The sequence below is a fragment of the Peribacillus sp. QJM3NY_7 genome (genome assembly GCF_056173225.1).
This window is the reverse complement of sequence record NZ_CM149663.1, coordinates 4,909,875-4,936,813: the sequence shown is the minus strand read 5'-3', so window position 1 is coordinate 4,936,813 and position 26,939 is coordinate 4,909,875. Positions and strand designations below refer to the sequence as shown.

The following is a 26,939-nucleotide window of genomic DNA, read 5'->3' as shown; positions in this document are numbered from 1 at the left end:
ATCGCCGGGCTGTTTTCTATATCAAAAAGGAAGAGGGGAAGCAGTAATGGCAGAAGAAAAGTTGCCGAACTGGCTTAAAAATCGGGCGCATCTTTCACCGGATCGCCCGGCAATTGAGTTTGAAGGTCATACGTATAGCTTTCTTGAACTGTATACTTTATCGGAGAAGATGGCTGGAAGGCTTTCAAGCATTGGTCTGGGCGCTGGCGATTCATGCGCGGTTTTGCTCCGTAACCATATTGATGGTGTTGTCGTTATCCATGCACTATTTCATCTGGGTGTGAAGATTGTGATGCTGAATAATAAGCTAACGGCAAAAGAGCTGTCCTGGCAGATCGAGGACAGCAAAACTGCCTATCTGGTTTCGGAAGGGTCCTTCTCCGGCAAACTCGCTGATATTGGTGAGATTCTCCCGGATTTGAAGCTTCACTTAATGGAAGAATTGCCGGATGAAGGCACAGCAGTGATACTTCAAGAGTTTTACCTTGAGGATACCGCTACGATCATGTATACATCTGGCACGACAGGAAATCCAAAAGGGGTGATCCAAACATTCGGCAACCATTGGTGGAGTGCCGTAGGGTCTGTTTTGAACCTTGGATTGCATGAAGAAGATTCTTGGTATTGTGCGGTTCCGATCTTTCATATTAGCGGTTTATCCATCTTGATGAAAAATGTGATTTATGGCATGAAAGTCGTTTTGGCGGAACGTTTTGATGAACGGGAAGCAAACCGGAGCATCCAGGAAAATGGCGTGACGATCATTTCGGTCGTGACGGCGATGCTGAATAGGATGGTGCAGGATATGAAGGGAACAAGCTATCCAAAAACCTTCCGCTGTTTCCTGTTGGGCGGCGGCCCTGCACCCGTCCATTTGCTTGAGGTATGTAAGGAGAAAGGGATTCCCGTCTATCAAACATATGGGATGACCGAAACGTCTTCACAGATTGTGACGCTGGCACCGGAATATAGCATGGCAAAAATCGGCTCTGCGGGAAAGCCTTTGTTTCCTTCGCAGTTACGGATTGAGAAAGACGGCACGATGTGTGAACCGGGTGCAGTGGGGGAAATCGTGGTATCGGGTCCGAATGTGACGAAAGGCTATTTTAATCGGATGGATGCTACACAGCAGGCCATTATCGATGGATGGCTTTATACTGGGGACCTTGGTTATCTCGATGAGGAAGGTTTTTTATATGTGCTTGACCGACGCTCGGATTTAATCATTTCCGGCGGTGAAAATGTCTACCCGGCCGAGATTGAAAATGTCCTTAGTACACACCCCGATGTGTTCGAAGCGGGAGTGACGGGGACAGAAGATGAAAAATGGGGACAGGTCCCGCTTGCTTTTGTTGTCCTGCATCAAGGTGCAGAGCTGGGTGAGAGCGAACTGCTCGAATATTGCAAGGAGTATTTGGCTCCCTATAAGATTCCCCGGAACGTGATATTTTGTAAGGAGCTTCCCCGGAATGGAGCAAGCAAGCTTCTGAGACGGGAACTGAAGAAGGAGATGGGGGAATGGTAATGAAGTTATCCTCCATTTCCCTAAAGCTCATTAAGGCCCCTTTAAAGCGGCCATTCAAGACGCATCTTGAAACGGTAAGCGACCGGGAAGTGATAATAGTCGAAGCCATGGATGAAGACGGATTGATTGGATACGGGGAAGCTGTGCCTTTTACAAGTCCTTGGTATACCGAGGAAACGATCAAAACATGCTTTCATATGTTGGAAGACTTCTTAATCCCGCTGACATTGGCCAGTCAGATCAGGCATCCTGATGAGCTGCCGAACTTATGGAGCGGAATCAGGCGGAATGCAATGGCGAAGTCGGCTTTAGAGCAGGCAATCCTCGATTTGTATGCGAAGCAGAAAGGAGTCTACCTCGGACGGCTGTTTGGCGGCGAACGAAGGGAAGTGGCCGCTGGCGTAGTCATTGCATCGAATGATATAGAAGATGCGATGCGCCAGATCGAGGATTTTTCCGATTCCGGTTATCAGCGATATAAAATAAAAATAAATCCTCAAAATGATCTGGAGTTTTTAGCGGAAATCCGTCGGGCCTATCCCGATATCCCGCTAATGGCAGATGCCAATTCAGCGTACACTCTTGATGACATCCCGCATCTGCAGAAGCTTGATGACTTTAAGCTGATGATGATTGAGCAGCCGCTGGGGCATGACGACATTGTGGAACATTCATTTTTGCAGAAACAGCTGCAGACACCCATTTGCCTTGATGAAAGCATAAATTCATTTCATGATGCAAAAAGTGCACTGTCGCTCCAGAGCTGTGGGGTCATCAACATTAAGATGGCTAAAGTCGGCGGCTGGATGGAAGCTGTAAGAATCCATGATCTATGCCTGGGAAATGATGTGCCCGTTTGGTGCGGCGGTATGATTGAATTTGGCATTTCACGTGCACATAATATTGCACTTGCCACATTAAAGGGGTTCACGATTCCCGGGGATATATCATCTTCATCCCGTTATTGGGATGGAGATATAATCGATCCTGAAGTCATCGTCGAAAATGGCATGATCCAAGTTCCCGATAAAGCTGGAATCGGTTTTGCCATCAATGAAAAGCGGCTAAAGGAATTGACTACATATAGTAAACTGTACAAATGAAACATCAAAGGAGGTGCACGGCCCACCTCTTTTGATCAAATATTGATCATATCTCCTTTTACTCCCACGATCTATGCAACTTACCCAATTCGTACTTTATTGGACGGAAACCCCACCCTTTTGGAACATGATTTTAATAGGATACTAACAGTCGGAGGAAAGGGTACGGCTGACTGAAATCAACCTGAACATTTTTTATTTGTCTGCAGATTTTTTTTGAAAAACCATTTAAATGGCCCGATAGACCATAATTTTTTCGGAAAATGGGGCTTTGTCTATTTTTCCTTTACTGGATTATTTTGTATAATGAATGAAAAGAAGGGCAACCAAAGGGAAAAGGAGGGGAGAGTGTATGAAAAAACCGTACCTTATTGCGGAAATTCTACTAAGAAGGGGCATGCCTGACTATGTCATAAAAGAAGTGACGGCTTTGAAGGAGTGCGAGCTGTTTCTTTTGAAGCGAAAGTGGGGCCTATATGACCGGAAGACAGGTGCGTAAAGAATGAAAGTAAAAAGGGAACCGTTTCAAGCCGGTCCCCATGCGGTTAAGGTTTTTTTAGCCGGTACCTATTGACTGGACGGCCTATGCTGCCATATTGTACGTCAAGCTGAAGGACTTCTTCGCCATGCAAGTATTCAAGATAGCGCCTAGCTGTAACTCTGGCGATTCCAATTCCATCAGCCACTTCTTCTGCCGATAGTGACCCAGGCTGGGTCTTTATGAACTTCGTCACTTGCTCAAGAGTCGCGCCATTCAATCCTTTCGGAACATCATATTTCGGACGCGCTTCAGAATGTGTCTTATTTTGAAAGAGGATTCGGTCGAGCTGATTTTGGGAAATTTGATGATCAGGTTCAACCTCCATCCGAAAAGCATAATATTGTTCCAGCGTATGTTTTAGCCTATCGAATTTAAATGGCTTGATTAAATAGTCAAAAGCCCCGTTCTGTATCATTTTTCGAATCGTTTTCTGATCATTTGCCGCTGAAATGATGATGACATCCACATCAATTTGCTCTTTTCTAATTTGATAAAGTGTATCAACCCCGTTTAAAGATGGCATGAAGATGTCCAAAATGACAAGGTCGGGTTTAGACTGCCTGATTTTTTCCAGACCTTCAAGCCCATTTGAAGCTGTATCAACGATTTTAAAGGCAGGCAGGCGCTCGATGAACTGTTTGTTGACCTCTTGGACCATTGGGTCATCTTCAATTAATAGTACACGAATTTCGTTAGTCATTTTGGTTCTCCTCTATATCATGCATCGGAAAAGAAAGAAAAAAGCTTGTTCCCTCATTAGGGCGTGTCGTGAATTTCATTTCGCCGTTCGCTTTTTTTACAATTTGGTCTATTAGATAAAGACCAATTCCTGATCCTTCGGCACCTTTTGTTGTAAAACCATATTCGAAAATATCTTTATGAATGTCCTCGGGAATGCCGGGTCCATTATCCTCAAGCACGATTTGACAATGACGTTCATCCTGGTAGATGGATAGATAAACCTGTTTGGTTTCCTCTGAACAATACTTTAGCGCTGCGAATGAGTTTTCGATCAGGTTTCCGATTATCAAAACAAAATCGTGATGATCCAAACCAGCGGGGAAGCGGTCCAATTTTGTGTGTTTGTCCATGATGAGCTCGATCCCGAGTTCCCGTCCCAAGGAGATCTTACTTAATATCAGCCCCACTAAATTATCATCGTGAATGTGCTTCGTCAAAAACCGGGTCAATTCCTCTTGTTCTTCCGTGATCTGAAAAATGTAATGCAGCGCTTCGTCAAGATTACCTAGCTGGATCAATCCTGCTATCGTATGAAGTTTGTTCATATGTTCATGGTTTTGAACGCGCAGGGCTTCAACGAATGCTTTGACACTAGTCAACTCTTCAGCTAGCTTCGTCACATCGGTGCGATCCTGGAAAATGGCCACGGCACCGATCGTTTTATCCGCAATCTTTATCGGTACCCGGTTGCTTACAATATTCCTGTTTTGAACGGAGATTTCCTGATTGAAGATGGGAGATGTCCGATCGAGCACTTCCGGGAGACGGGTATCGTGTATGATATCATTGATATTCTTGCCTATGACCGCACCTTCGATCTTGAATATCTGCTTAGCCTTTTCATTGAAAATCGTGATGGCCTGATTATTATCTATGGCGATGACCCCTTCATGCATGGCATTGAAAGCGGCTGTCCTTTCAACCAACATCCGTGAAATTTCATGGGGTTCCAGTTGGAAGGTTTCTTTTTTTATCCTTTTTGCCATGAGCCAAGAGCCGCAAACACCGAATAGAAGGGTAAGGACCAGGATAATCGCGATTTCGCCTTTCAGGTCCTTGATTAATTCCGGTATCGTAGGCAGGATATTCCCGACCAGCACGACGCCGATTTGCTCTCTATGTCCATCAAGGATCGGGACAAAGGCGCGGACGGAAATGCCAAGTTCGCCAGCAGCCTTTGAAAGGTATTCGTGTTCAGCGAACGCAGCGCTTTCATCACTGCTGCTGGATGGGGTCCCCAATTGACTGAACACCGGGTGGGAATAGCGTATATGCTGATTGTTGAGTACAACTATATAATCCGCTTGATGGATTTTTCTTAAGTTTTCAATAATCGGGTTAAGCTGCGTCCATCCTTCAGGCTCACGGACCAATTTCTGTACTTCAGGGAGTTCGGCAATGGTATGGGCTGTGATCATGGATCGTTTGCCGATTTCATCTTCCCTGACCGAAACGATATTTCCGAATATAAAAATCCCGCCTATAAGTATCGAAAAAGCGACGATTACGAATGATAGCAGGGTGATTTTAATTTGAATGGGCATATGAAAAGGTTTTTCCATTGGTTTTCCTCCATTACTTCTATACTTAATAGTAACAGAATTTCTATCACTTTTCGCTATTTTTCGCGCAGTGTATTACGACAGCAATAAGCTGTGATAGAATAGTGATAATGTGAAGTGAGCGGTGAGGAGTTGTCGGTATGCGTGCAATATGGGGGTATTTCTTGTTAATTGGCTTTGGGCTGTTGATAGCCGTGTATATATCGTTTCAATCGTTCTTTACAAGCTTCGGTTTCAATTTGCCGAAGGATGAGGAGCAGGTCGGGATGAAGGATCAAATCGTGATTAAGTTCAGTCATGTCGTTGCCGAAAATACACCTAAAGGGCTAGCTGCAAACCGATTTGCCCAACTTGTCGATGAATATACAGACCATCGTGTCAAAATAGAAGTTTATCCTAATCAGTCATTATATAGTGATCAGGAAGAGATTGAGGCATTACAAGAAAACAAGGTGCAGATGATTGCACCGACTGCATCTAAAATCACGAGCATATCAAAGAAATGGATGCTATTGGACCTCCCTTACGTCTTTCCAACGGATGAGGCCTTGCAGGAAGCGTTGAATGGGGAAGTGGGGGAAGAGCTGCTTAAGCAGCTGAATATCATCGATATCGAAGGACTCGCATTTTGGTCGAATAACTATAAACAGATTACAAGCAGTAAGCCGATACGGCATCCAAGTGATTTTGCAGGAAAGCATTTCAGAATCATGCCAAGTGCAGTCCTGGAAAGCCAATTCAAGCATTTTGGAGCGACAACTTCTGTCCTGGAGTTTAATGAAACGTTCAAAAGCCTTGAAATCAACGAAACGGACAGCCAGGAAAATACGATTTCGAATATCTATTCCAAGAAATTATATGAAGTGCAAAAGTATTTAACGATCAGTGATCATGGCTATTTAGGGTATGTAGTCATGATAAACGAGCAGTTTTGGAATAAACTCCCGTTGGATATTCAGCAGCAAATCCAACGGGCGATGGATGATACAACGAAATGGCTATGGATCAAATCAAATGAATTGAATCAGGAACAGCTAAGGGAAATCCAGCAAAAATCGAATATCGACATCTATACACTGTCAGATGAGGAAAAGAAAGAATGGATGGATGAGATGACCGTCATCTATCCGGAATTCGAATCCACGATTGGAACCGAATTAATGACGAAAATGGAAAAGATCCGTGAGAAGTATTTAAAGGAATAACTAACGTAAGGGAATCCCATTGAAAGGGGTTCCCTTCTTCTTTATATTTGTCAGGAACCGAAACTCCAAGAACTCTTTAGAGTACCGAGTACAAAAAAGAAGCGAATCCAAAGGGAGCCGCTTCTTTCTCGTCTATTGCAAGGCAGTTTGCAGTGTCTTGACGTTTTTTTCCATTAAACTGAAGTAATCTTCGCCAGCTTCGATATCTTTTTCCGTCAACACGGAAAGGTTATGGAGCTCAAGTGATTTCGCTCCCATTTCCTTTTGGATGATTTCGGTAAGTTTAGAACTGATATTCTGCTCAAAGATGACGTAGTTCAAGTCTTCCTTTTCAGCCATGGTTACGATTTTCCCCAGTTCCTTTTGAGAAGGTTCGTTTGAAGACGTTAGTCCTGTGACGCCAATTTGTTCCAATCCGTAGCGTTCCTCCCAATAACCATATGCAGAATGGGAAACGATGATCTTATTGGTACGGCCCGACTCGATCGTCGTCGCGAATTTTTCATCTAGTGCCTCAAGCTTTTCGGAAAGCTCATTGAAATGGCTGTTGAAATATTCTTCCTGTTCCGGCATTTTTTTCGTTAATTCATCCTTGATGGTTTTAGCCATGTCAATGGAATAGACGGGATCTAACCACAAATGTGGATTAACGCCCCCATGGTCATGACCGTCTTCTTCATTTGCATGTTCGTCTTCATGCTCATGCTCCTCTTCATCAAGATGAACCGTTTCACCCACCGCAATTGTGCTGACGCCTTCTTTGCTTAGAATTGGTTCAGCCTTGGTTACAAAGCCTTCAAGATTATAGCCAATATAGAAAAACAGGTCTGATTCAGCCATTTTCACAATATCTTTTTGAGAGGGTTCGAATGAGTGCTCATCCGTTCCTGGAGGATAAACCGTCTCGACATTCACGTACTCCCCGCCAATGGCCTCAGTGAAGTATTGTAAAGGGTAAACCGTCGTATATATATCCAAGGCATCCTTGGTTTCCTTTTTACTCGATTCTCCCTTTGAGTTGCCGCAGGCTGACAGAAATACCGCAGTAACAAGGATAAGGGAGAGCCATGCTCGAATTTTCATATGATATGCTCCTTTATAATTCGTATTGATTACGATTTGAATTTTATATGGTAAAAACGAAATGATTACGATTTGACTTCTGTATGATACAAAAGATTGCAAAGGAAAGCAAGGGTTTTTTTTATTGGTCCTTACCTTTTTCTTTTTTTTCGGGAACAAGGTCAATGCCCCCTGGATGAAACGGATGACATTTAAGAATCCGGATGAGTGCTAACCAGCTTCCTTTTATAGGTCCGAAACGATTGACCGCTTCCAAACCATAATGGGAACAAGTTGGATAAAAACGGCAGGTGGGCGGTTTTAATGGAGAAATGGCAACTTGGTAAAAACGGATGACTCCCATTACTATTTTTTTCAGCACGATGCTTTCAGCTCTTTTCGAGTAAATTGACTACCCTCAATTATAGCATATTTTCTAAATTTCCCAAAAGGGTAAAAAAGGAATGAGCCTATTGGCAATCCGATTGATATAATGAGAATTAATTTTAAAGGATGAAATATATTGTTATTCAAGGTAAAATAGAGATGACATACAATTAAGGAGTGAATTAAATGCCTTCAGTTGAAAGCTTTGAATTAGATCATAACGCTGTTAAAGCCCCATATGTTAGACATTGCGGTGTCCATAAGGTAGGAACAGACGGTGTTGTTAATAAATTTGATATCCGTTTTTGCCAGCCGAATAAACAAGCGATGAAGCCGGACACGATCCATACCCTGGAACATTTGCTTGCATTCAATATCCGTAAGCATTCCGAGCGCTTCGATCACTTTGATATTATCGACATTTCGCCAATGGGATGTCAAACAGGATATTACCTTGTGGTCAGCGGCGAGCCGACTGTGACGGAAATCATCGATGTTCTTGAAGATACATTCAAGGATGCTGTTACAATTACCGAAATTCCTGCTGCAAACGAAAAACAATGCGGCCAAGCAAAATTGCATGATCTTGAAGGAGCTAAGAAATTAATGAATTTCTGGCTTGCACAAGATAAAGAAGATCTTCATAAAGTTTTCGGTTAATAAAAAAGTTCCTGTCCATTTGTGACAGGAACTTTTTTCATTTTTCGGGTTCTTCTTTTTTTCCCTCATCCTCTGGCAAAGGTTTGACCGGATCGACTGTATGCTTGTAGCTGTAACCTTTTCCGATGGTTAAGACCGATAGTGCCAATACAATCAGAATCACAATAATGGAGATAACTAAAACCGTAATCATACTTTACAGCTCCTAACGTTCACAATTTAGATTCATTTTAGCATAAGAACCGAGTCAGATAATGTTTCAATTTTCGAATAGAGGGAATTATAAAGGTATAACCAACTTACGGAGGTAGATATTTATGGCTCAGAAAAAATTAGGAACTTTAGTGAATAAGGAAATAGCAAACTTCAGTGTTCTTTATACAAAAATTCATAATTACCATTGGTTCGTGAATGGACCGCACTTCTTTGAACTTCACCAAAAATTGGAAGAGTTATATAAAGAAGTGACATCCAACTATGACGAATTGGCTGAAAGACTATTGGCCATTGGTGAAAAGCCGGTTGCTACCCTTAAAGAGTACATGGAATTAACGACGATCGAAGAAGCGACAGGTAATGAAAATACAGAAGATATGGTCCAAAGCGTCATAAGTGATTTTGAAAAGCTTTCCGAAGAGTTCCTGGAAATCATCGAAGTTGCCGAACAAGAAGATCCGGTTACGGCCGATATGCTGACAGGCATGAAGAAAAGCTTAAACAAACATGCTTGGATGCTGCGTGCGTATTTAGGACATTAAGATTTAGGAAAAGCCCTGCTTCGGTGGGCTTTTTTTTTGGTTAAACCTATAAAAAAGGCATCCATCAAAAGAGGGACACCTGACATGGTATGTATTTAATGAATATTCCTAGGCGGAAAATGTGTAGGTTTCGTGTCGCTCATACTATTTTGAGCAAACTTCCCTTTTAACGTTTCAATAATGTAAAGGCCCATTAAATTGGTTAGTTCCTGATCATCCATCTCTTGAAGCAATTCGAAAATTTCCTTGCGGTCAAGCTGTTCAAGAACCGCAAACGTAAGCATATCAATATCTTCTTCATCACCAGTCATCTTATCACGGTACATATTGTATAATTCTTCAATTAACTTCAAAACTTTCACCTCACATTTATTAGAAATCCGTTATCTCTTTATATGTAGGTTATCAAAAAAACCTCTGGGTGCATATAAAAATCTTAAGGGATGCTTGGGCTTATTATATGTTTTACCCTTTGAAAGATACTTTAATCTATTATTTAACATCTTTGTTCTTCTGTAAACAAAATTTTCCATTGTATGAAGTGGGGAAATACGTGAAAAATAAGCGTAGGATATATGGAAAGGGTGGATGAATGTGTCTGAAGACAGGAAAAAATATTACATTTGGCTTCCGAATGGCCAGATAACACAAGATAGGGAAAGTTCTCCATGGAACTTCGAAATCGAGGCGACAGATAATGAAATCATCAAATTACGTGAATTATTTGATTACAATTATTCAATAGGGGAAGAAAATTTTTACCGGGCACATGTCCCATACCTTCAATATCATTTTGACCGTGAAAATGATAAGCAGGATATCACCCTTCAAAAAATTTACGAAATGATTTACGCCCTGGGAACTGAAGAAGGAAGGCGGCATATAGAAAGCATGGGAATACTACAGGCAAAACCAACAGACGATGGCCTCGAATATTGAGGGTCCATCGTTTTTTTGATGTAATGCAGATTCCCGCTGGATAGTGATTTTTTTTACCCATATAATGAAACAAGGAGCATAGCACCATTTCTTATACGGAGAGAAGGGGAAAAATGAAACGATTTTTTGATAAGAACGGATATAAGGTCGAATTCTCCGAGAATCCTGTCTTTGGAGAGCCTTGGCATGTTTTTGTGCTAAGCCGATATAAGGGCAGGTGGGTATTGACCAAACACAGAGAAAGGGGATTCGAGTTCCCTGGCGGTAAACGGGAAGCAGGGGAATCCATTGAAGAAACGGCCATACGGGAAGTTTATGAAGAAACAGGAGGCTTGGTGGGCCAGCTGCAGTTTTTGGGACAATATAAAGTGCATGATCCAGTGAAGCCATTCGTTAAATCAATATACTATGCCGAATTGCGTGAAATAGAGAAGAAACGGAATTACCTGGAAACGGATGGCCCGATCTTTATGGAATCATTGCCGGATGTACTCGGTGAGGAGTTTAGCTTCATCATGAAAGATGAGATTGTACCTTTGAGCTTATCGAGACTGGATGATGGCACTTTGCAAAGAAACGAGTGAATGTCAGGAACTCACGAGTAAAACGGTAGAATTCACGAGTAAATCACGAAAACTCACGAGTAAAAGTCCGAAACTCACGAGTAAATCATCGAAATTCACGAGTAAATCATCAAAACTCACGAGTAAAAGTCCGAAACTCACGAGTACATCACGAAAACTCGCGAGTAAATCATCAAAACTCACGAGTAAATCGCCGAATCCAACTACATTCATGTTTTAACTCAGCATGAGTGAAAAACTGCCGAGGGTTATCGGCAGTTTGGTCAGTCTTTGATTAATTTTCGCTCGAGCAGTTCTACTAGTTGATACATGATTGTGGCAAAGACGGCAATGATCATCAAGGCAAGCATTACAAGGGTGAAGTTGAAGACTTGAAAGCCATAAATGATTAGGTAGCCGAGTCCTTTGGCCGAAACAAGGAATTCCCCTACGATGACGCCGACCCAGGAGAGGCCGACATTCACTTTCAATGTCGAGATGATCGTTGGGAAGGATGCGGGTAATATGGCTTCCCGAAAAGCTTGTGTTCTTGTGGCGCCAAAAGTTTGGAGTACTTTCAGGTAGTTCGGGTCCACTTCGCGAAATGCAGTGTAGACGACGATGGTGGTGATGATGATGGAGATGATCGCCCCCATCGAGATGATGGATGGAAATCCAGGGCCGAATGCTACAATGATGATGGGGCCGAGTGCCACTTTCGGCATCGCATTTAAAATGACGAGATAAGGATCAAGTGTTTTGGATAATCTTGGCGACCACCAAAGCAGGGATGCCAGGATCGTTCCAAGCAGTGTTCCTATGATAAAGCCGAGAACGGTCTCGAATAGCGTCACTCCGGAATGGGATAGCAGGGTTCCGTCACCCAATTTCTGTATGAAAAGATGCCACACTTTAGTCGGGGAGCTGAAGATGAGCGGATCGATCAGTTCCTTCCTGGATAAAAGTTCCCAACTGCTGAAAAAAACGATGAAAATCAGGATCTGATAAAAGCGAATGAGCCTGTTTTCTTTTTTTAATGAGGTTTTATATTGGTTATGAAGCTGTTCAATATTCAAGGCTCTCAAGCTCCTTCCAGATCGTTTGGAATAGCATCGGATACTGCGGATGGTTGCGTGCATGGAAAGGCGTGCGTTCACGCAATTCATCGGGCACCTTGAAGGTTCTGTGCACGCTTCCCGGATTCGCGGAAAACAGAAAGATGCGGTCACTCATCGCAATGGCTTCACCGATATCATGGGTGACGAGCACGGCTGTCTTTCCGAAGGATTTCAGGGTTTCAAAAACAAGGTCTTCCAGCTTCAACTTGGTTTGGTAATCAAGAGCTGAAAACGGTTCATCAAGCAAAAGGATTTTTGGGTCGACCGCCAGTGTCCGTGCCAGTGCAGCCCTTTGCCTCATTCCTCCCGATAGTTCGCGCGGATATAATTTTCCAGTTTCTCCCAATCCAACGTCACTTAAAAGTTTAAGCGTTTTTATTCTCTCGAGTCCTTCATCTTTTTTAATCAGTTTCAATCCTAATAATATATTTTCTTCTATCGTCTTCCATGGAAATAGATAATCCTGCTGCAGCATATAGCCGATTGAAAGGTCGCTGTTGGCTTTCAGCGGTTTGTTTTCGAGCAGGATCTTTCCTGAAGTGGGGGGAAAGAGCCCGGCGATGATGGAAAGCAGGGTGGTTTTTCCGCAGCCGCTCGGACCTAGAAAAGAGACGAATTCACCTTTTTCAATGTCGAGGGAAATGTCCGCAAGTGCGGTCGCTGCCGTCTGATTTGAAAAATAAGTATGGTGAATGTCTTGGATTTTTAAAAAGCTCATCGGACATCCTCCTTACCTTTTGCTATGTTATTTTGTGACTTCTTCAGCAAAGTCGGTATTGACCAGCTCTTCATGGCTAATACGTGATGGAAGCTCGCCTGCTTCATCCATGATGTTTTGCAGATTGTTCCATTCTTCTTCATCAAGAATGGGATCGGTGGCAAAGGATCCTTGTTCTTTGTAGCGATTGATGACTGTTTCCATCGTCTCGAGATTGGTATCCTCAAAATACGGCTGAATGACTTTGGCAATTTCGGCAGCATCGTTTTCCTGAACCCAATCTTGTGCTTTCTTCAAGGCCCTCGTGAATTTTTCGACAGTCTCTTTGTCTTCTTTCAAATAGCTTTCTTTAGCCATATAAACTGTATATGGAAGATGACCGGACTCAGTGCCGAAAGAAGCGACGATATAGCCTTTTCCTTCTTTTTCAAACACACTGGCCGTTGGTTCGAACAGTTGAACGAAATCACCGGTTCCGGAAGCGAAGGCAGTTGCGACATTCGCGAAATCAATGTTCTGGATGAGGTTCAAATCTTTTTTCGGGTCTATGTTATGTTTTTTCAATACGAACTCTCCGGCCATCTGCGGCATCCCGCCTTTGCGCTGGCCTAGGAATGTAGTGTCTTTCAGCATATCCCAATTGAAGTTGTCAATTTTTTCACGTGAAACAAGAAACGTTCCATCCGTCTGTGTTAATTGAGCGAAGTTGATGACGGGGTCATTCGAGCCTTGTGCCTGAACGTAAATCGATGTTTCGGAGCCAACGAGAGCAATATCCGCGCCATCGGAAAGAAGCGTGGTCATCGTCTTGTCGCCGCCTGCCGTCGTTTTCAAATCAATGCTGAGGCCCTCATCTTTAAAAAAGCCTTTTTCGATCGCGACATATTGCGGTGTATAGAAAAGGGAGCGGGTTACTTCGGCAACCCTTACCTTCGTTGTTTCCTGTTCTTTGTTGCCGCATGCGCCAAGCGGGATCACCAGCACGCACAGAAGTAAAAATACGACACCTGCTTTACACCATTTTTTCAAAATGCCTTCCTCCTTGATATATGGGTATTTTGCCTACATTATCGTATGAACGGAAGAAAAAAATGTGAATGCCTCTCAGGGGATAAAAACAAGCGGATGTTTTACAATAAGAATAAAGAGAAAGGAGAGTGGAAATTGGAGAACGGAACGATTATTTCAAAACAGCGGTTTCCATCACCGCATCCACGAATCCATCTTTATTCAGTTACGTACATATCACAAGGCCTGAAGGTAAAAGGTTTGCTGGCTGAACCGGTTGATGGCGAAATACATGACGCCTTCTTATATTTACGCGGCGGGATTAAAAATGTCGGCAAGGTGAGGCCTGCAAGGATCGTGCAGTATGCTGTAGAAGGTTTCATCGTTTTTGCTCCTTTTTACCGTGGAAATCAAGGCGGGGAGGGGGATGAGGATTTTGGAGGCGAAGATCGATTCGATGCGATATCAGGATTCAATCTTCTTGAACAGCACCCCAGGGTGAACAAGGATCACATTCATATCCTCGGATTCTCCCGTGGCGGCATCATGGCTCTTTGGACTGGGATATACTGCAGGAATGCAGCGTCGATCGTCACATGGGGAGGTGTGTCGGATATGTTTTTAACATATGTCGAACGGGTCGATATGCGTCGAATGATGAAGCGTGTCATCGGCGGAACACCTAAAAAATGCCCGGATCAATATGAATACCGTACTCCATTGTTTGCGATTGAAGACTTGAATGTACCCGTCCTGATCATACATGGTGAAAAAGATGACAATGTCGCCATAGAACACGCATACCGGCTGGAAAAAAGGTTGAAAATGCATGACAAAGAGGTCGAAAGCTGGTATTTCCCTCAATTCACGCATTACTTCCCGCCTGCCGTAAACAGAAAAGTAGTCGAAGATTTAACATCTTGGATGAAAAGTAAAACCGAATAATGATAGAATGAAGGATATACTAAGTATATTGGCAAGAGGAGGAGATACACATGGGCATGCCTATGGAGCTAAATACCATGATCGTTACAAAAGGGAACGAAACCCGTGAAGAAGAAAACATTTTTCGGCTGGCGAAAGCTGGTTACAGGTTATACCCTATCGATATTCCAATCGATGTCCGCAAAACGATCCAATCTGATTCAAGCGGAACAGCCGTTATCCAAAAAATTGAATGGACCAGTGAAAAGACCATCATTACGTACCAACTGCTATCACTGAATTCAACTAACTAAATAGACAAGCGCTTGCCGGGTATCGCCTCCGCTGCAAGCGCTTTTTTTGTTTTGGCGGAATTCGACAGATGCACGGAAAATTCGTGAAAAAAATCCGACTCAAGTAAAACGGGATTTTATCAGCGCGAAATCCCTGGTGGATATTCAATCTTCGAAATGATTGTCACGAAAAGAGTGGTAAAATGGTGTAAAGTGCATGAGGCGGGGTGGTTTGATGATTTTGGTGAGTTCTTGTTTAGCGGGTCTTGAGGTAAGATACAATGGTACTCACAGCTTGGATGATGGAATTATGGCATTGATGAGGGAGAAAAAGGCTATAGCGGTTTGTCCTGAATTGCTTGGCGGTTTTTCGACACCGAGGGAACCTGCTGAGATAGTTGGCGGTGAAGGTGGGGATGTCCTTGATGGAAAAGCGAAGATCATCGAAAAGTCGGGCAGGGATGTAACGGAATTGTACATAAAGGGAGCGAATCTCACGTTATTGAAAGCACAGGAGGTAGGGGCGACGTTAGTCGTTTTAAAAGAAAATAGTCCATCCTGCGGGAGTGCCACGATATATAATGGGGAATTCAAGGGGAAGAAGAAGGACGGGAATGGAGTGACCGCGGCTTTGCTTAGGAGTCATGGGTTCACGGTCATTTCAGAAGAAAGGTTATTCGATTATTTGGATAAAAAATGAGTAATGGCATTTTAGATAGTGCTTTTGAAAGAAGGGGAATACATGGAGGATATCAATCTCTATACTTTGCTATTTTTAGTACTTGCGGGTTTTATTGCCGCATTCATCGATTCCGTAGTGGGCGGGGGCGGGTTAATTTCCATTCCTGCTTTATTGTTCACGGGGATATCGCCTTCAGCGGCACTTGCCACTAACAAGCTGGCGGGTACCATGGGGTCTTTAACGAGTACGATTTCATTCATTCGGGCTGGAAAAGTGGATTTCAAATTCGTCATCAAGTTGTTTCCGATCACCGTGATTGGAGCGGCGTTAGGAGCATACGTTGTACATTTCGTTTCCGCAGAGATATTGAAGCCCCTCATTTTGATCTTGCTGGTCATTGTCGCGATTTATACGTTGGTAAAAAAGGATTGGGGTAAAGATGCAAAGTATAAAGGGCTGACAAGGAAGAAAATGATTCTATTGATAATCATTATATTTGCGATTGGTTTTTATGATGGTTTTCTTGGACCAGGCACAGGTTCCTTTTTATTATTTTCATTTCTGATCATTGGGTTTGATTTTGTCCAGGCAGCCGGGAATGCAAGAATATTGAATTTTGGAAGCAATATTGCCGCACTTATCATTTTTTTATCTATGGGGACCGTCAATTTTGCCTATGGAATCCCGATGGGTCTTGCAATGGTCGCGGGAGCATTGGTAGGAACGAACTTCGCCATTAAGAAAGGTGCTTCCTATGTCCGTATCTTATTCATTTGCGTCACGGTTTTATTGATTGGAAAAAATGTCCTTAATTATTTTCATATTTTTTGATGGAGTGTTCAGCGAATGAATTCCTATTAAAAATGGCCGGGGATACAATGCGTATTTTCGGCCATTTTTAAACAAGGTTTCGCTTCTTCAGGTGTTGGGAAATCAGCTTCCCCGTAGGTTTGCAGTTCGCCATGAAATACTTCTGCATAAAAGGCCAATGCGTCTTTTGCTAATCCTCCTGTTTCGTGTTGACTATCCATTCGGGAGATATTTTTTAAATATGCTTTTATTTCAGTCACCCCTTTACGCCTTGGATACCGCATTTTCACAAGAACGACTTCGTCCCCCTTCATTTCTTTCCCACATTTAACACAATTGGGATCCTTCCCGAACATTACAGCACCTCCAAGGTAATAGATTGACTTCAATGAAACGTTAAATCTCCCCGAACTATCACATATGTATTTAACATTTACAAATCTAAATTGGACTTTGCTTTAATCCTTCGCTAATGAAAATGAAGGCAGCCGTTTCATAATCTGGCTGAATAGAAAAAGCCTGCCGCTTACGTGACAGGCTTTTCTCTCTATTTTATTTTTTATAATGGAAGGGGGGATTTCACTTTGCAATGCGTTAATAGGATATCGACAATCCGCTTTGAAGCGAATCCATCTCCATATGGGTTGGAAGCTGTCGCCATTTTTTTATAGGTTTCTTCATTTGTAAGTAATTCTGAGGCTAGTTGATAAATTCGTTCTTCCTCAATTCCTGCCAATAAAAGGGTACCGGCATCGATTCCTTCCGGACGTTCTGTTGTATCGCGTAACACAAGGACAGGAACGCCAAGTGAGGGAGCTTCTTCTTGCACCCCTCCGGAATCTGTCAATATGAGATGGGCGTGCGCCGCAAAATTATGGAAATCGAGCACCTCAAGCGGCTCTATTAAGTGAAGCCTTTCCGTTTCACCCAAAATCCGGTAAGCAATTTCACGGACAACCGGGTTTTTATGAAGCGGGAAAACAACTTGGATATCCGTGTAATCTTCAAGCAGCCGTTTGACGGAACGGAATATCTCTTCCATTGGTTTTCCGATATTTTCCCTTCTGTGCGCTGTCATCAATAACATGCGATCTCCATTCAAACCAGATAGAATCGGATGTTCATAGTCTTTACGTACTGTTGTTTTCAAAGCATCGATAGCCGTATTGCCAGTAATATGGATACAATCACTCTTTTTATTTTCCAAAATTAGATTCTCTGCCGCCTGATTTGTAGGGGCAAAGTGCAAATCAGCCATGACGCCTGTCAGCTGCCTATTCATCTCTTCAGGATATGGAGAATACTTATTCCCAGTCCGCAGACCAGCTTCAACGTGACCTATCTGTATCTTATTATAGAAGGCTGCCAGGCTGGCGATGAAAGTTGTCGTGGTATCCCCATGTACGAGGACGATATCCGGTTTTATTTCTTTCATGAGCGAACTCAATTTTTCAAGCCCTCGAGTTGTAATCTCTTCTAATGTTTGTCTATCCTTCATCATATCCAAATCGTGATCTGGATTTATTTGAAAACATTGCAAGACTTGGTCGAGCATTTCCCTATGCTGGGCGGTGACCACCACGATGGTTTCTATTTCTTCTGGATGCTTTTTCAGTTCCAAAACGACTGGTGCCATTTTGATAGCCTCTGGTCTTGTACCAAATACGGTCATGACCTTAATACGTTGTTTAGGCATGCTCATTTCCTCCCCTTCTGAATGTCTCCCCCATTATAACGGGAAGTTCATGGGAAATATAAAAACGAAACAATTATTAACAGAATTTTTACAATATTAATAATGACTTTATACTTCTTTAACCTTAAGTTAATATCTGGCATTTACAATATAAAGCAGGAAGTAAGCTAAGCAGAATAGAGGTGATAGGCGAATATGAAAAGCGTCCTGATGATCGTGCAAAACTTTTATCCGGAAATCGGAAGTGCGGGAAATAGAATGAAAAATATATATCTCCATTTGAAAAGAAACGGATTCGAGGTAACGGTCATCACATTGAAGCCGAGTTATCCTAATCAAAGTTTATATCAAGATACAAAGTTTTGGGATGAAGATAGCATTGAAGAAGATGTCATCAGGATTAAGCCGGACAAAGTGAAGAGGTATACAAGCAATATGGGGAAGCGGTTGCTTCATTATCTTGAAGCGATGTGGCTTTTCATTTATACAATCATCCGTCTCGAAAAAAAATATGATTATGTGTTTGCCACGACCCCGCCCATCTTCCCTACATTGGCAGCGTTGATCGCCAAGAAAAAGATGAAGGCGAAACTCATTACCGATGTCAGGGATTTATGGCCGGAATCGTTGATAGGTGTAGGCGTATTCAATAATAAGTGGGTATTGAAAATCGCTTTCTTCCTGGAAAGGAAGCTATATAGGCATTCAGATTTTATCATCATCAATAGTCCTGGTTTCAGGGATTATATCGTTGCAAAGGGAGTCAAGGAAGAGGCCATCCAATTCATCCCCAATTCGCTTACTGCGGATGAGCTGACGTTAAAGAACTTGCTTACACCCGTATCGGAAAAGGTAATCAAGGTCGTTTATGCGGGGAATATCGGACTGGCCCAGGATTTGAAAAAACTGATAGCCGTAGCTGAAAAGCTAAGGGAACATAAACAAATCGAGTTCTCGATGATTGGATATGGATATCGGATATCCGAAGTGGAGAAGGAGATAAGCTCCAGAGGGCTGACTAATATTAAGATGATTAATGCGATGAATCGAAGAGTGACTCTTCATGAAGTTTCAACGTCTCATATTGCCTATGTGAGCTTGGTTGAAAAAGAAGTCTTCAATAAGGTCCTGCCTGGTAAAATCATCGATTATATGTGTGTCGGAAAACCCATTGTCGGTGATGTGGACGGCAGGGCCAAGAAGATGCTAATAGAGGCGAAATGCGGGTTGGTGGCAGAGAGCAGAAATGTTGATGAAATCTGTCAGCATATATTGACAATGGCCTCAGATCCGGCCCTTCGTGAAGAACTGGGAGAAAACGGTCATCGGTATGCTAAACAACATTTTCAATGGTCTAAAAATATTAAAGGTCTCATCAACGTGATGGAAGCGTCAGGCTGAAAAATCCGGAAGTGGAGGACAACATGGCGAAGAAAGTATGTATGTTCGTGTGGAATCACTTTACGAACGATGCGAGGGTTCTAAGAGAATGCACAGCACTTACAGAAGCAGGTTATGAAGTCGATTTAATTGCCATTCATAACTGGAAAATCGAGGGTTTGGCCAAAAAGGAGAAACACCAAAATGGTTTCTCGGTCACTAGGGTGAATAACCGCTGGGAGGCGCTTAATAAGATTCTTAGGATCGTAGGTAAATTGAAGAAAAAGAAGTTTGAAATCGCCCTATTTGCCTTAGTGATCTGGAATACGTTGTGGAATTTGAACTTGATCAACGGCTGGGTGGGGTCGGGAATACTGTTCGGTGCATTTGGACTCCTTGCGCTGGGCACCCTGTTCATCACGAAAACGAAGCTGCCGACACTATTAACGAGGAGTTACATTTTTGGTCAAATGATCTATCATGGCCGGAAAAGGAAATATGATTTCTATCATTCAAATGACTTGAATACGCTCATGCAGGGAGCGATCAGCAGTAAATGGCTGAGAAGGAAAAAGCTTATTTATGACTCGCATGAAGTTCAAACGAGCAGAACGGGATATAATAGCCGAATTTACGGGATGATGGAGAAATTCCTATTAATGTTCGTCGATGAAATGATCGCCGAAAACCATACGAGAGCTAAGTATAACGAAGACTTATATGGTCTGTATCCCAAGGTGGTCCATAACTACCCGATTCCAACCAATCCGGAGGAAAGTACGGCCGTGAATTTGCATGAGCTGCTCGATTTGCCAGAGAATGAACCGATATTGTTATACCAAGGCGGCGTTCAAATGGGAAGAGGGTTAGAGCAATTGGTTGATGCTGTACCGATGATCGAGGGCGGAACGGTAGTTTTTATCGGGGATGGAAGGATCAAGGACGAATTAATGAAGAAAGTGAGCGACATGAATCTGGAGCATCGTGTGAAGTTCCTGCCGAAGGTTCCGGTCGACGAGCTGCTCCATTATACAAAAAATGCGTATTTAGGTTTTCAGATATTGAATAATGTCTGCTTTAATCACTACTCCGCTTCTTCAAATAAATTGTTTGAATACATGATGAGCGGTGTGCCAGTGGTTGCCTGCAGCTTTCCTGAAATTCAAAAGGTTGTCGATACGGAAAAAATCGGTGTATGTGTCGATTCGCATGATCCAAAATCAATTGCCGAAGGTGTCAATTACTTATTGAAGCATCCTGAAAAAAGGGCGGAAATGAGCCAAAACTGCCTGAAGGCGCGACAAAAATACAATTGGAAACAAGAGAAGGAAATCTTTATCGAAATCTATCAAACAGCCTAACAAATTTGAGTGCAGCAGAAAAATAGATAGGAGTGGTTTATATGAAACTTTGTACAATCGGACTAGGTTATATAGGACTTCCAACTTCTTTAATGTTTGCGAAATACGGTGTCGATGTTGTCGGCGTGGATATCCATCCTGAAATTATTTCCAATTTGAATAGCGGCAGGCTCCATATCGAAGAACCTGGATTGGATGAGGTATTAGAAGAAGTGATTGCTTCCAATAAGTTCCGAGCTGCGTTAAGCCCGGAACATGCGGATGTGTTCATCATCGCGGTGCCTACCCCAAATAAAAAGGACATGCACCAATCCTGTGATTTAACACATGTCATGGATGCAACCTCAAACATTCTTCCTTTTATCAAAAAAGGAAATGTCATCATTATCGAATCGACGATAGCGCCAAGAAGCATGGATGATCATATTAAACCGATGATCGAGAGGACGGGCCTTACCATCGGAAAAGACATTTTCCTCGTACATTGTCCGGAACGCGTTTTACCTGGAAGGATTCTTGAAGAGTTGGTTCATAATAACCGTATCGTCGGGGGCATCACCGAAACATGCTCATATAAAGGAAGTCTTGTTTACAAAACCTTCGTTCAAGGGGAGATCATTCAGACCGATGCGAAAACTGCTGAAATGTCCAAACTGATGGAAAACACCTTCAGGGATGTAAATATCGCCCTTGCGAATGAGCTGACGAAAATCTGTTTCGAGCTGGACATCAATGTTTTGGATGTCATATCGATGGCAAACAAACACCCTCGTGTCAATATACACCAACCAGGACCGGGAGTTGGCGGCCATTGTTTAGCGGTCGATCCGTATTTCGTCGTTGCAAAGGCGCCAGAGTATGCGAGAATCATTAAATTGGCCCGTGATACCAACGTATCGATGCCTTATTACATCGTTAATTCCGTAAGGATGATGCTAGAGGGGATCCGGAAGCCAAAAGTAGCTGTTTTCGGTCTAGCATACAAAGGAAATGTAGATGATATTCGTGAAAGTCCCGCCATTGATGTCGTCAATATCTTGATGGGGATGGAAAACATGGATGTAGCCTTGCATGACCCGCATGTCAAATCTGGAAAGATGCCAGTCGTATCAGTGGAAGACGCTGTAATTGATGCCGACTTGATACTTATCCTGACTGACCATGATGAATTTAAACAGATGGATTATGATAAGCTATCGAATCTCATGAGCAATAAATTAGTTCTAGATACACGCAATTGCATTGATGCAACGAAAACAGATATCCCGGTGGCCAACCTGGGCAATATATATCAATACAAAACGGTGTCCATGAAAAAAGACAGGAATAAAGCGATCATCTAAAAACTTGGACAACATCGATAATGGAATAACGATTAAGGGGGCACTGACTATCACAGTGCCCTTTTTCCACTGAAAAAAAGGACCATGCAAGAACGAGGCCCTTTCAGAACGTGGAAACGATCCAGTTGTTTTCAGATCCGCTTCCTGTACGTCAAGCCTCCTCACCGCAAGCATCCTAGGAGAGTCTCGGCTAGCCAATTATTCGAGCGCAGCCGCCATATTTCGGGTTATAAGGCAGTAAATTCGACCACAGATGGCGAATTTCGAGCTGAAAGGCAGTGAATTCGACGGTAGACGCGTATTCGGGTGTAAGGCATGCAGTAAGTTCGAGCGAAGATGCCGTATTTCGTGCTATAAGGCAGTATTTCGACCACAGATGGCGAATTTCGAGCTGTAAGGTAGTAAATTCGACTGAAAGAGCCGTATTTCGGGCTATAAGGCAGTAAATTCGACCACAGATGGCGTATTTCGAGCTGAAAGGCAGTGAATTCGATGGTAGACGCGTATTCGGGTGTAAGGCAGTAAGTTCGAGCGAAGATGCCGTATTTCGTGCTATAAGGCAGTATTTCGACCACAGATGGTGAATTTCGAGCTGTAAGGCAGTGAATTCGACTGAAAGAGCCTTATTTCGTGCTATAAGGCAGTATTTCGACCACAGATGGCGAATTTCGAGCTGAAAGGCAGTGAATTCGACGGTAGATGGCGTATTTCGAGCTGAAAGGCAGTGAATTCGACGGTAGACGCGTATTCGGGTGTAAGGCAGTAAGTTCGAGCGAAGATGCCGTATTTCGGGTTACTTGGTACTTTATTCGACAGTAGACGAGGTATTTCCCTTTCTATGGCACTTAATAAAGTAATCCATAATCATGGTTCGGGAAGTGACGTTTCTTACCGACAAACTGAAAGGACCAAGCAAGAGCTTGGTCCTTTTGTGTACAATTTATTAAGCTGTCGGGCCGCCAAGTTCTTCAATTTCACTTGGAACGCTTTTGAATTTCTTGAAGTTTGCACGGAATTGTGCGGCAAGGTCTGTTGCTGCTTCTTTATAAGCGGCAGGATCTGCCCAAGTCTTGATTGGTTGAAGCACTTCATCAGGAACACCAGGAACATGAAGCGGGATATCCAAACCGAAGATATCATCTTTGATCGTTTCGATGTTCGCTAATTCACCTTCAAGCGCCGCTTGTACCATTGCACGGGTGTAAGCAAGTTTCATACGGCTTCCAGTTCCGTATGCACCGCCAGTCCATCCTGTGTTGACAAGGTATACCTTTGCATTGTGCTCGTCAATTTTATCACCAAGCATCTCAGCATAGCGTGTAGCTGGAAGCGGTAAGAATGGTGAACCGAAGCAAGTGGAGAATGTAGCTTCCGGTGAAGTTACGCCTCTTTCAGTACCAGCCAATTTACTAGTGTATCCGCTTAGGAAGTGGAACATTGCCTGTTCTTTGGAAAGCTTGCTGATTGGAGGCAGAACGCCTGAAGCATCAGCCGTTAAGAAAATGATTGTATTTGGATGTCCTGCAATACTTGGGTTCACGATGTTATCGATTGCTTGCATTTGGTAAGCAGCACGAGTGTTTTCAGTCAATGAACTGTCATCATAGTTTGCTTCACGCGTATCCGGGTCAACAACAACATTTTCCAATACAGCACCAAAACGGATTGCATCGAAAATTTGCGGTTCTTTTTCACGAGAAAGGTTGATCGTTTTTGCATAGCAGCCGCCTTCGATGTTGAATACGCCGTTAGAAGACCAGCCGTGCTCATCATCGCCAATCAATTTACGGCTAGTGTCTGCTGATAAAGTTGTTTTGCCCGTACCGGACAGTCCGAAGAATAAAGCGACGTCCCCTTCACGTCCTACGTTGGCAGAGCAATGCATTGGAAGGATTCCAGCCTCTGGAAGTAAGTAGTTCATGATCGAGAAGATCGATTTTTTCATTTCTCCTGCATATTCCGTTCCGCCGATCAGGATCGTACGGCGTTCAAATGATACGATGATGAACGTTTCGGATGTAGTTCCGTCCACTTCTGGGTCCGCTTTGAAGTTAGGTGCAGAAACGATCGTGAATTCAGCTTCGTGACCTCTCAGTTCCTCTTCGTTTGGACGGATGAACAAAGTATGGGCGAAAAGGTTATGCCAAGCATATTCATTAACAACACGGATGGGAAGACGTGATGATTCGTCTGCACCAGCGAAACCTTTAAAAACAAAAATCTCTTCTTTTGCTTTTAGGTAGTCAACTACTTTATTATATAGTTTATTGAACACATCTTCGGAAATCGGCCGGTTCACTGGACCCCAATCGATTTTATCTTTAACTGATGCTTCTTCCACGATATATTTATCTTTAGGTGAACGACCAGTATATTTGCCAGTTTCAGCTTTTACCGCGCCGGTTGATGTTAAAACGCCTTCATTTCTGCTTAGTACTTTTTCGACCAATTGAGGAACTGATAGTTGAGTTTGCACATTGTTTCCTGTTAATAATTGGTGTAACTCATTAGAAACATCTACAGAATTCATATATGAGGTACCTTCCTTTGTTTGAGTTTTTAGATTACAATTAGTATAACACATTCATTTAATTAGTCTATACTATTTCTTTTAATTTGTGATTATTTTCAGCTAGCCGCATTAATCATTTTAATCCGGCAGGAACCGAGTCAGGATGATCGCATATACTTTCATGAGGAAAAATTTATTTAAATAGGAAGTAAGTAAGTAATAGGAAAGTCAGGGTGTCGTTCCTTTTCGATGTTCAATACTTTATTATTAATGGAAATTTACAATATTCCTATTCGTATTTTGCGTTGTAAACCCCTCTAGGACTTAGTATCAACATGTTTTTTCAAATGAACGCCATTCTGGGTGGAAATGTTCTTTTTAGAAAAGCATTGACAAGTTCCAGCCAGATACGATAATATCTTAAATTGTACGGATTCTCTTATCCCGAGTTGGTGGAGGGACAGGCCCTTTGAAACCCAGCAACCTGCCATATTGAACTTGACTCCAAGATCGATCGCCGAAAATAAAGCGAAGGTCTTCAAGGAATAGTGGTGATGGTGCTAACCTGAGCAAGGTAAAAAACCCTTGAACGATAAGAGTGAAAGGATAGAAGACAGAATTTTAAACCTTTCCTCATTTGCCAGGGAAGGTTTTTGTGTTTTTTATAAGTAATTCTGTGTCTATAGTTGAAACTAATGAGGGAAACGAGTTCCGTAAAAATCAGGCTTATGCCTACAACATACTAACTTCCAAGGAGGAAATATGATGTCAAAGAAACGTCTATTTACTTCTGAATCTGTTACAGAGGGCCATCCGGACAAAATTTGTGATCAGATTTCAGATTCCATTTTAGATGCTATCCTAGCTAAGGATGCAAATGCACGTGTTGCGTGTGAAACTAGTGTAACTACAGGTCTTGTACTTGTTGCTGGTGAAATTACAACGTCCGCTTACGTGGATATCCCGCGTATCGTTCGTGATACGGTTAAAGGAATTGGCTATACACGTGCGAAATACGGTTTCGATGCTGAAACTTGTGCCGTTTTGAGTTCCATTGATGAGCAGTCTGCCGATATCGCAGCTGGTGTCGATAAAGCATTGGAAGCTCGTGAAGGAAACATGTCAGATGAAGAAATCGATGCAATCGGTGCAGGGGACCAAGGTCTTATGTTCGGATTCGCTTGTAATGAAACAGAAGAGCTTATGCCGCTTCCGATTTCATTGGCGCATAAACTTTCATTCCGCTTGGCTCAAGTTCGTAAAGATGAAACTCTTGCTTACCTACGCCCTGATGGTAAAACACAGGTAACCGTGGAATATGATGAGAATAACCGTCCTGTACGTGTAGATACAATCGTCATCTCTACACAGCATGATGCAGAAATTACGCTTGAACAAATTCAAGCCGATCTAAAAGAACATGTGATCAAAGCTGTCGTTCCAGCCGAGTTGATCGATGCAGATACTAAGTACTTCATCAACCCGACTGGCCGTTTCGTAATCGGCGGACCTCAAGGGGATGCTGGTCTTACTGGACGTAAAATCATCGTTGATACTTACGGCGGATACGCTCGTCACGGCGGCGGTGCATTCTCTGGTAAGGATGCTACTAAAGTTGACCGTTCTGCTGCATACGCTGCACGTTACGTTGCGAAAAACATCGTGGCAGCCGGCCTTGCCGATAAAGCGGAAGTTCAATTGGCATACGCAATTGGTGTGGCAGAGCCTGTATCGATCTCCATTGATACGTTCGGAACTGGTACAGTTAGCGAAGAAGTCCTTGTTGACCTAGTTCGCGCAAACTTCGACCTTCGTCCAGCTGGTATCATCAAAATGCTTGACCTTCGTCGCCCAATCTACAAACAAACAGCTGCATACGGACACTTCGGCCGTACAGATGTCGATCTTCCATGGGAACGCACGGACAAAGCAGAAACATTAAAAGCACAAGCGTAATTCATATAAAAAAAGGTGTCCCGTTATTTGCGGGGCACCTTTTTTATGGATTAACTTAGCCGTCTGCGGGAATAATTCAAGAAATCCCAAAG

General features: G+C 42.9%; 29 protein-coding genes and 1 riboswitch. Of the genes, 16 read left to right on the top strand and 13 right to left on the bottom strand.

Annotated elements, in window-relative coordinates; genetic code table 11:
• Nucleotides 1-46: 46 nt before the first annotated feature.
• From AC0VX1_RS23780 to AC0VX1_RS23770, 3 genes are all read left to right on the top strand, one after another.
• Nucleotides 47-1,525, top strand: a complete 1,479-nt coding sequence (locus AC0VX1_RS23780; protein WP_413024146.1) for an o-succinylbenzoate--CoA ligase — start codon at nucleotides 47-49, stop codon at nucleotides 1,523-1,525.
• Nucleotides 1,525-2,628: an o-succinylbenzoate synthase gene (gene menC / locus AC0VX1_RS23775; RefSeq protein WP_413024154.1), complete on the top strand. Its 1,104-nt coding sequence runs from the start codon at nucleotides 1,525-1,527 to the stop codon at nucleotides 2,626-2,628. The genes AC0VX1_RS23780 and menC overlap by 1 nt, the downstream gene beginning before the upstream one ends.
• Before the next feature lie 352 nt (nucleotides 2,629-2,980).
• Complete coding sequence (locus AC0VX1_RS23770) at nucleotides 2,981-3,127, top strand: hypothetical protein (protein ID WP_153246142.1); 147 nt, start codon at nucleotides 2,981-2,983, stop codon at nucleotides 3,125-3,127.
• Nucleotides 3,128-3,173: 46 nt separating this feature from the next.
• On the opposite strand, the gene AC0VX1_RS23765 is transcribed toward AC0VX1_RS23770, so the two are convergent.
• Nucleotides 3,174-3,869 carry a response regulator gene (locus tag AC0VX1_RS23765; RefSeq protein ID WP_057279187.1) on the bottom strand — a complete coding sequence of 232 codons (696 nt, stop codon included), beginning with the start codon at nucleotides 3,867-3,869 and terminating at the stop codon, nucleotides 3,174-3,176.
• Nucleotides 3,862-5,472 (bottom strand): ATP-binding protein, encoded by a 1,611-nt coding sequence (locus tag AC0VX1_RS23760; protein WP_475469335.1) that lies wholly within the window; start codon nucleotides 5,470-5,472, stop codon nucleotides 3,862-3,864. Before AC0VX1_RS23760 ends, AC0VX1_RS23765 begins: the two co-directional genes overlap by 8 nt.
• Nucleotides 5,473-5,612: 140 nt before the next feature.
• Between AC0VX1_RS23760 and AC0VX1_RS23755 the strand changes: the two genes are divergently transcribed.
• Complete coding sequence (locus AC0VX1_RS23755) at nucleotides 5,613-6,677, top strand: DctP family TRAP transporter solute-binding subunit (protein WP_413024144.1); 1,065 nt, start codon at nucleotides 5,613-5,615, stop codon at nucleotides 6,675-6,677.
• A 132-nt stretch (nucleotides 6,678-6,809) separates the two neighbouring features.
• On the opposite strand, the gene AC0VX1_RS23750 is transcribed toward AC0VX1_RS23755, so the two are convergent.
• Nucleotides 6,810-7,760: a metal ABC transporter solute-binding protein, Zn/Mn family gene (locus AC0VX1_RS23750; RefSeq protein WP_475469332.1), complete on the bottom strand. Its 951-nt coding sequence runs from the start codon at nucleotides 7,758-7,760 to the stop codon at nucleotides 6,810-6,812.
• Nucleotides 7,761-7,881: 121 nt separating this feature from the next.
• Nucleotides 7,882-8,103: a membrane protein insertion efficiency factor YidD gene (yidD, locus tag AC0VX1_RS23745; protein ID WP_377331496.1), complete on the bottom strand. Its 222-nt coding sequence runs from the start codon at nucleotides 8,101-8,103 to the stop codon at nucleotides 7,882-7,884.
• A gap of 209 nt (nucleotides 8,104-8,312) precedes the next feature.
• Here yidD and AC0VX1_RS23740 point away from each other — a divergent pair, with 209 nt between their 5' ends.
• Entirely contained in the window at nucleotides 8,313-8,786 is a 474-nt protein-coding gene (locus AC0VX1_RS23740; RefSeq protein WP_034310515.1) for an S-ribosylhomocysteine lyase, read from the top strand.
• A gap of 37 nt (nucleotides 8,787-8,823) precedes the next feature.
• Here the strand turns inward: AC0VX1_RS23740 and ytzI are convergent, their stop codons facing one another.
• The gene (ytzI, locus tag AC0VX1_RS23735) at nucleotides 8,824-8,979 is read right to left on the bottom strand and encodes a YtzI protein (RefSeq protein ID WP_034310518.1); all 156 of its coding nucleotides are present in this window, start codon (nucleotides 8,977-8,979) and stop codon (nucleotides 8,824-8,826) included.
• Between the two features lie 124 nt (nucleotides 8,980-9,103).
• Between ytzI and AC0VX1_RS23730 the strand changes: the two genes are divergently transcribed.
• The gene (locus AC0VX1_RS23730) at nucleotides 9,104-9,544 is read left to right on the top strand and encodes a Dps family protein (RefSeq protein ID WP_048686502.1); all 441 of its coding nucleotides are present in this window, start codon (nucleotides 9,104-9,106) and stop codon (nucleotides 9,542-9,544) included.
• A 95-nt stretch (nucleotides 9,545-9,639) separates the two neighbouring features.
• Here AC0VX1_RS23730 and AC0VX1_RS23725 read toward each other — a convergent pair whose 3' ends face one another.
• Nucleotides 9,640-9,906 carry a DUF6154 family protein gene (locus AC0VX1_RS23725; protein ID WP_370020242.1) on the bottom strand — a complete coding sequence of 89 codons (267 nt, stop codon included), beginning with the start codon at nucleotides 9,904-9,906 and terminating at the stop codon, nucleotides 9,640-9,642.
• 226 nt (nucleotides 9,907-10,132) lie between these two features.
• Between AC0VX1_RS23725 and AC0VX1_RS23720 the strand changes: the two genes are divergently transcribed.
• Together AC0VX1_RS23720 and ytkD are read left to right on the top strand one after the other, a co-directional pair.
• On the top strand, nucleotides 10,133-10,483 hold the full coding sequence (locus AC0VX1_RS23720; RefSeq protein WP_048686500.1) for a hypothetical protein: 351 nt from the start codon (nucleotides 10,133-10,135) through the stop codon (nucleotides 10,481-10,483).
• Between the two features lie 113 nt (nucleotides 10,484-10,596).
• On the top strand, nucleotides 10,597-11,067 hold the full coding sequence (gene ytkD, locus AC0VX1_RS23715) for an RNA deprotection pyrophosphohydrolase (protein ID WP_475469328.1): 471 nt from the start codon (nucleotides 10,597-10,599) through the stop codon (nucleotides 11,065-11,067).
• 3 nt (nucleotides 11,068-11,070) lie between these two features.
• On the opposite strand, the gene AC0VX1_RS23710 is transcribed toward ytkD, so the two are convergent.
• Genes AC0VX1_RS23710 through AC0VX1_RS23695 form a run of 4 tightly spaced genes read right to left on the bottom strand, consistent with a single transcriptional unit; the run spans nucleotide 11,071 to nucleotide 13,911 of the window.
• The gene (locus AC0VX1_RS23710) at nucleotides 11,071-11,280 is read right to left on the bottom strand and encodes a hypothetical protein (RefSeq protein WP_475469326.1); all 210 of its coding nucleotides are present in this window, start codon (nucleotides 11,278-11,280) and stop codon (nucleotides 11,071-11,073) included.
• Between the two features lie 50 nt (nucleotides 11,281-11,330).
• Complete coding sequence (locus tag AC0VX1_RS23705) at nucleotides 11,331-12,122, bottom strand: ABC transporter permease (RefSeq protein ID WP_223255909.1); 792 nt, start codon at nucleotides 12,120-12,122, stop codon at nucleotides 11,331-11,333.
• Nucleotides 12,112-12,882 (bottom strand): ABC transporter ATP-binding protein, encoded by a 771-nt coding sequence (locus tag AC0VX1_RS23700; protein WP_475469324.1) that lies wholly within the window; start codon nucleotides 12,880-12,882, stop codon nucleotides 12,112-12,114. Before AC0VX1_RS23700 ends, AC0VX1_RS23705 begins: the two co-directional genes overlap by 11 nt.
• Nucleotides 12,883-12,909: 27 nt before the next feature.
• On the bottom strand, nucleotides 12,910-13,911 hold the full coding sequence (locus AC0VX1_RS23695) for an ABC transporter substrate-binding protein (RefSeq protein ID WP_475469322.1): 1,002 nt from the start codon (nucleotides 13,909-13,911) through the stop codon (nucleotides 12,910-12,912).
• Between the two features lie 135 nt (nucleotides 13,912-14,046).
• On the opposite strand from AC0VX1_RS23695, the gene AC0VX1_RS23690 reads away from it, so the two are divergent.
• The 4 genes from AC0VX1_RS23690 (at nucleotide 14,047) to AC0VX1_RS23675 (ending at nucleotide 16,620) form a co-directional block, all read left to right on the top strand.
• Nucleotides 14,047-14,835 (top strand): alpha/beta hydrolase family protein, encoded by a 789-nt coding sequence (locus AC0VX1_RS23690; protein WP_252267928.1) that lies wholly within the window; start codon nucleotides 14,047-14,049, stop codon nucleotides 14,833-14,835.
• Between the two features lie 50 nt (nucleotides 14,836-14,885).
• Nucleotides 14,886-15,128, top strand: a complete 243-nt coding sequence (locus AC0VX1_RS23685; RefSeq protein WP_034310541.1) for a DUF2584 domain-containing protein — start codon at nucleotides 14,886-14,888, stop codon at nucleotides 15,126-15,128.
• 214 nt (nucleotides 15,129-15,342) lie between these two features.
• On the top strand, nucleotides 15,343-15,807 hold the full coding sequence (locus AC0VX1_RS23680) for a 2-thiouracil desulfurase family protein (protein WP_475469319.1): 465 nt from the start codon (nucleotides 15,343-15,345) through the stop codon (nucleotides 15,805-15,807).
• A 42-nt stretch (nucleotides 15,808-15,849) separates the two neighbouring features.
• Nucleotides 15,850-16,620, top strand: a complete 771-nt coding sequence (locus AC0VX1_RS23675; RefSeq protein WP_268591881.1) for a sulfite exporter TauE/SafE family protein — start codon at nucleotides 15,850-15,852, stop codon at nucleotides 16,618-16,620.
• Nucleotides 16,621-16,646: 26 nt separating this feature from the next.
• Here AC0VX1_RS23675 and AC0VX1_RS23670 read toward each other — a convergent pair whose 3' ends face one another.
• Together AC0VX1_RS23670 and wecB are read right to left on the bottom strand one after the other, a co-directional pair.
• On the bottom strand, nucleotides 16,647-16,955 hold the full coding sequence (locus AC0VX1_RS23670; protein ID WP_475469317.1) for a hypothetical protein: 309 nt from the start codon (nucleotides 16,953-16,955) through the stop codon (nucleotides 16,647-16,649).
• A 203-nt stretch (nucleotides 16,956-17,158) separates the two neighbouring features.
• Nucleotides 17,159-18,295, bottom strand: a complete 1,137-nt coding sequence (wecB, locus tag AC0VX1_RS23665; RefSeq protein WP_413024134.1) for a non-hydrolyzing UDP-N-acetylglucosamine 2-epimerase — start codon at nucleotides 18,293-18,295, stop codon at nucleotides 17,159-17,161.
• A 195-nt stretch (nucleotides 18,296-18,490) separates the two neighbouring features.
• On the opposite strand from wecB, the gene AC0VX1_RS23660 reads away from it, so the two are divergent.
• The 3 genes from AC0VX1_RS23660 to AC0VX1_RS23650 are packed head-to-tail and all read left to right on the top strand — an operon-like array spanning nucleotide 18,491 to nucleotide 22,379.
• Nucleotides 18,491-19,696 (top strand): glycosyltransferase family 4 protein, encoded by a 1,206-nt coding sequence (locus AC0VX1_RS23660; protein WP_063574846.1) that lies wholly within the window; start codon nucleotides 18,491-18,493, stop codon nucleotides 19,694-19,696.
• Nucleotides 19,697-19,719: 23 nt separating this feature from the next.
• Nucleotides 19,720-21,036: a glycosyltransferase gene (locus AC0VX1_RS23655; RefSeq protein ID WP_413024131.1), complete on the top strand. Its 1,317-nt coding sequence runs from the start codon at nucleotides 19,720-19,722 to the stop codon at nucleotides 21,034-21,036.
• A 41-nt stretch (nucleotides 21,037-21,077) separates the two neighbouring features.
• Entirely contained in the window at nucleotides 21,078-22,379 is a 1,302-nt protein-coding gene (locus AC0VX1_RS23650) for a nucleotide sugar dehydrogenase (RefSeq protein ID WP_413024129.1), read from the top strand.
• Between the two features lie 943 nt (nucleotides 22,380-23,322).
• Here the strand turns inward: AC0VX1_RS23650 and pckA are convergent.
• Complete coding sequence (gene pckA, locus AC0VX1_RS23645) at nucleotides 23,323-24,909, bottom strand: phosphoenolpyruvate carboxykinase (ATP) (protein ID WP_063574849.1); 1,587 nt, start codon at nucleotides 24,907-24,909, stop codon at nucleotides 23,323-23,325.
• 418 nt (nucleotides 24,910-25,327) lie between these two features.
• Nucleotides 25,328-25,490, top strand: a riboswitch (SAM riboswitch).
• A 163-nt stretch (nucleotides 25,491-25,653) separates the two neighbouring features.
• On the opposite strand from pckA, the gene metK reads away from it, so the two are divergent.
• On the top strand, nucleotides 25,654-26,847 hold the full coding sequence (gene metK, locus AC0VX1_RS23640) for a methionine adenosyltransferase (protein WP_268591885.1): 1,194 nt from the start codon (nucleotides 25,654-25,656) through the stop codon (nucleotides 26,845-26,847).
• Nucleotides 26,848-26,939 lie beyond the last annotated feature (92 nt).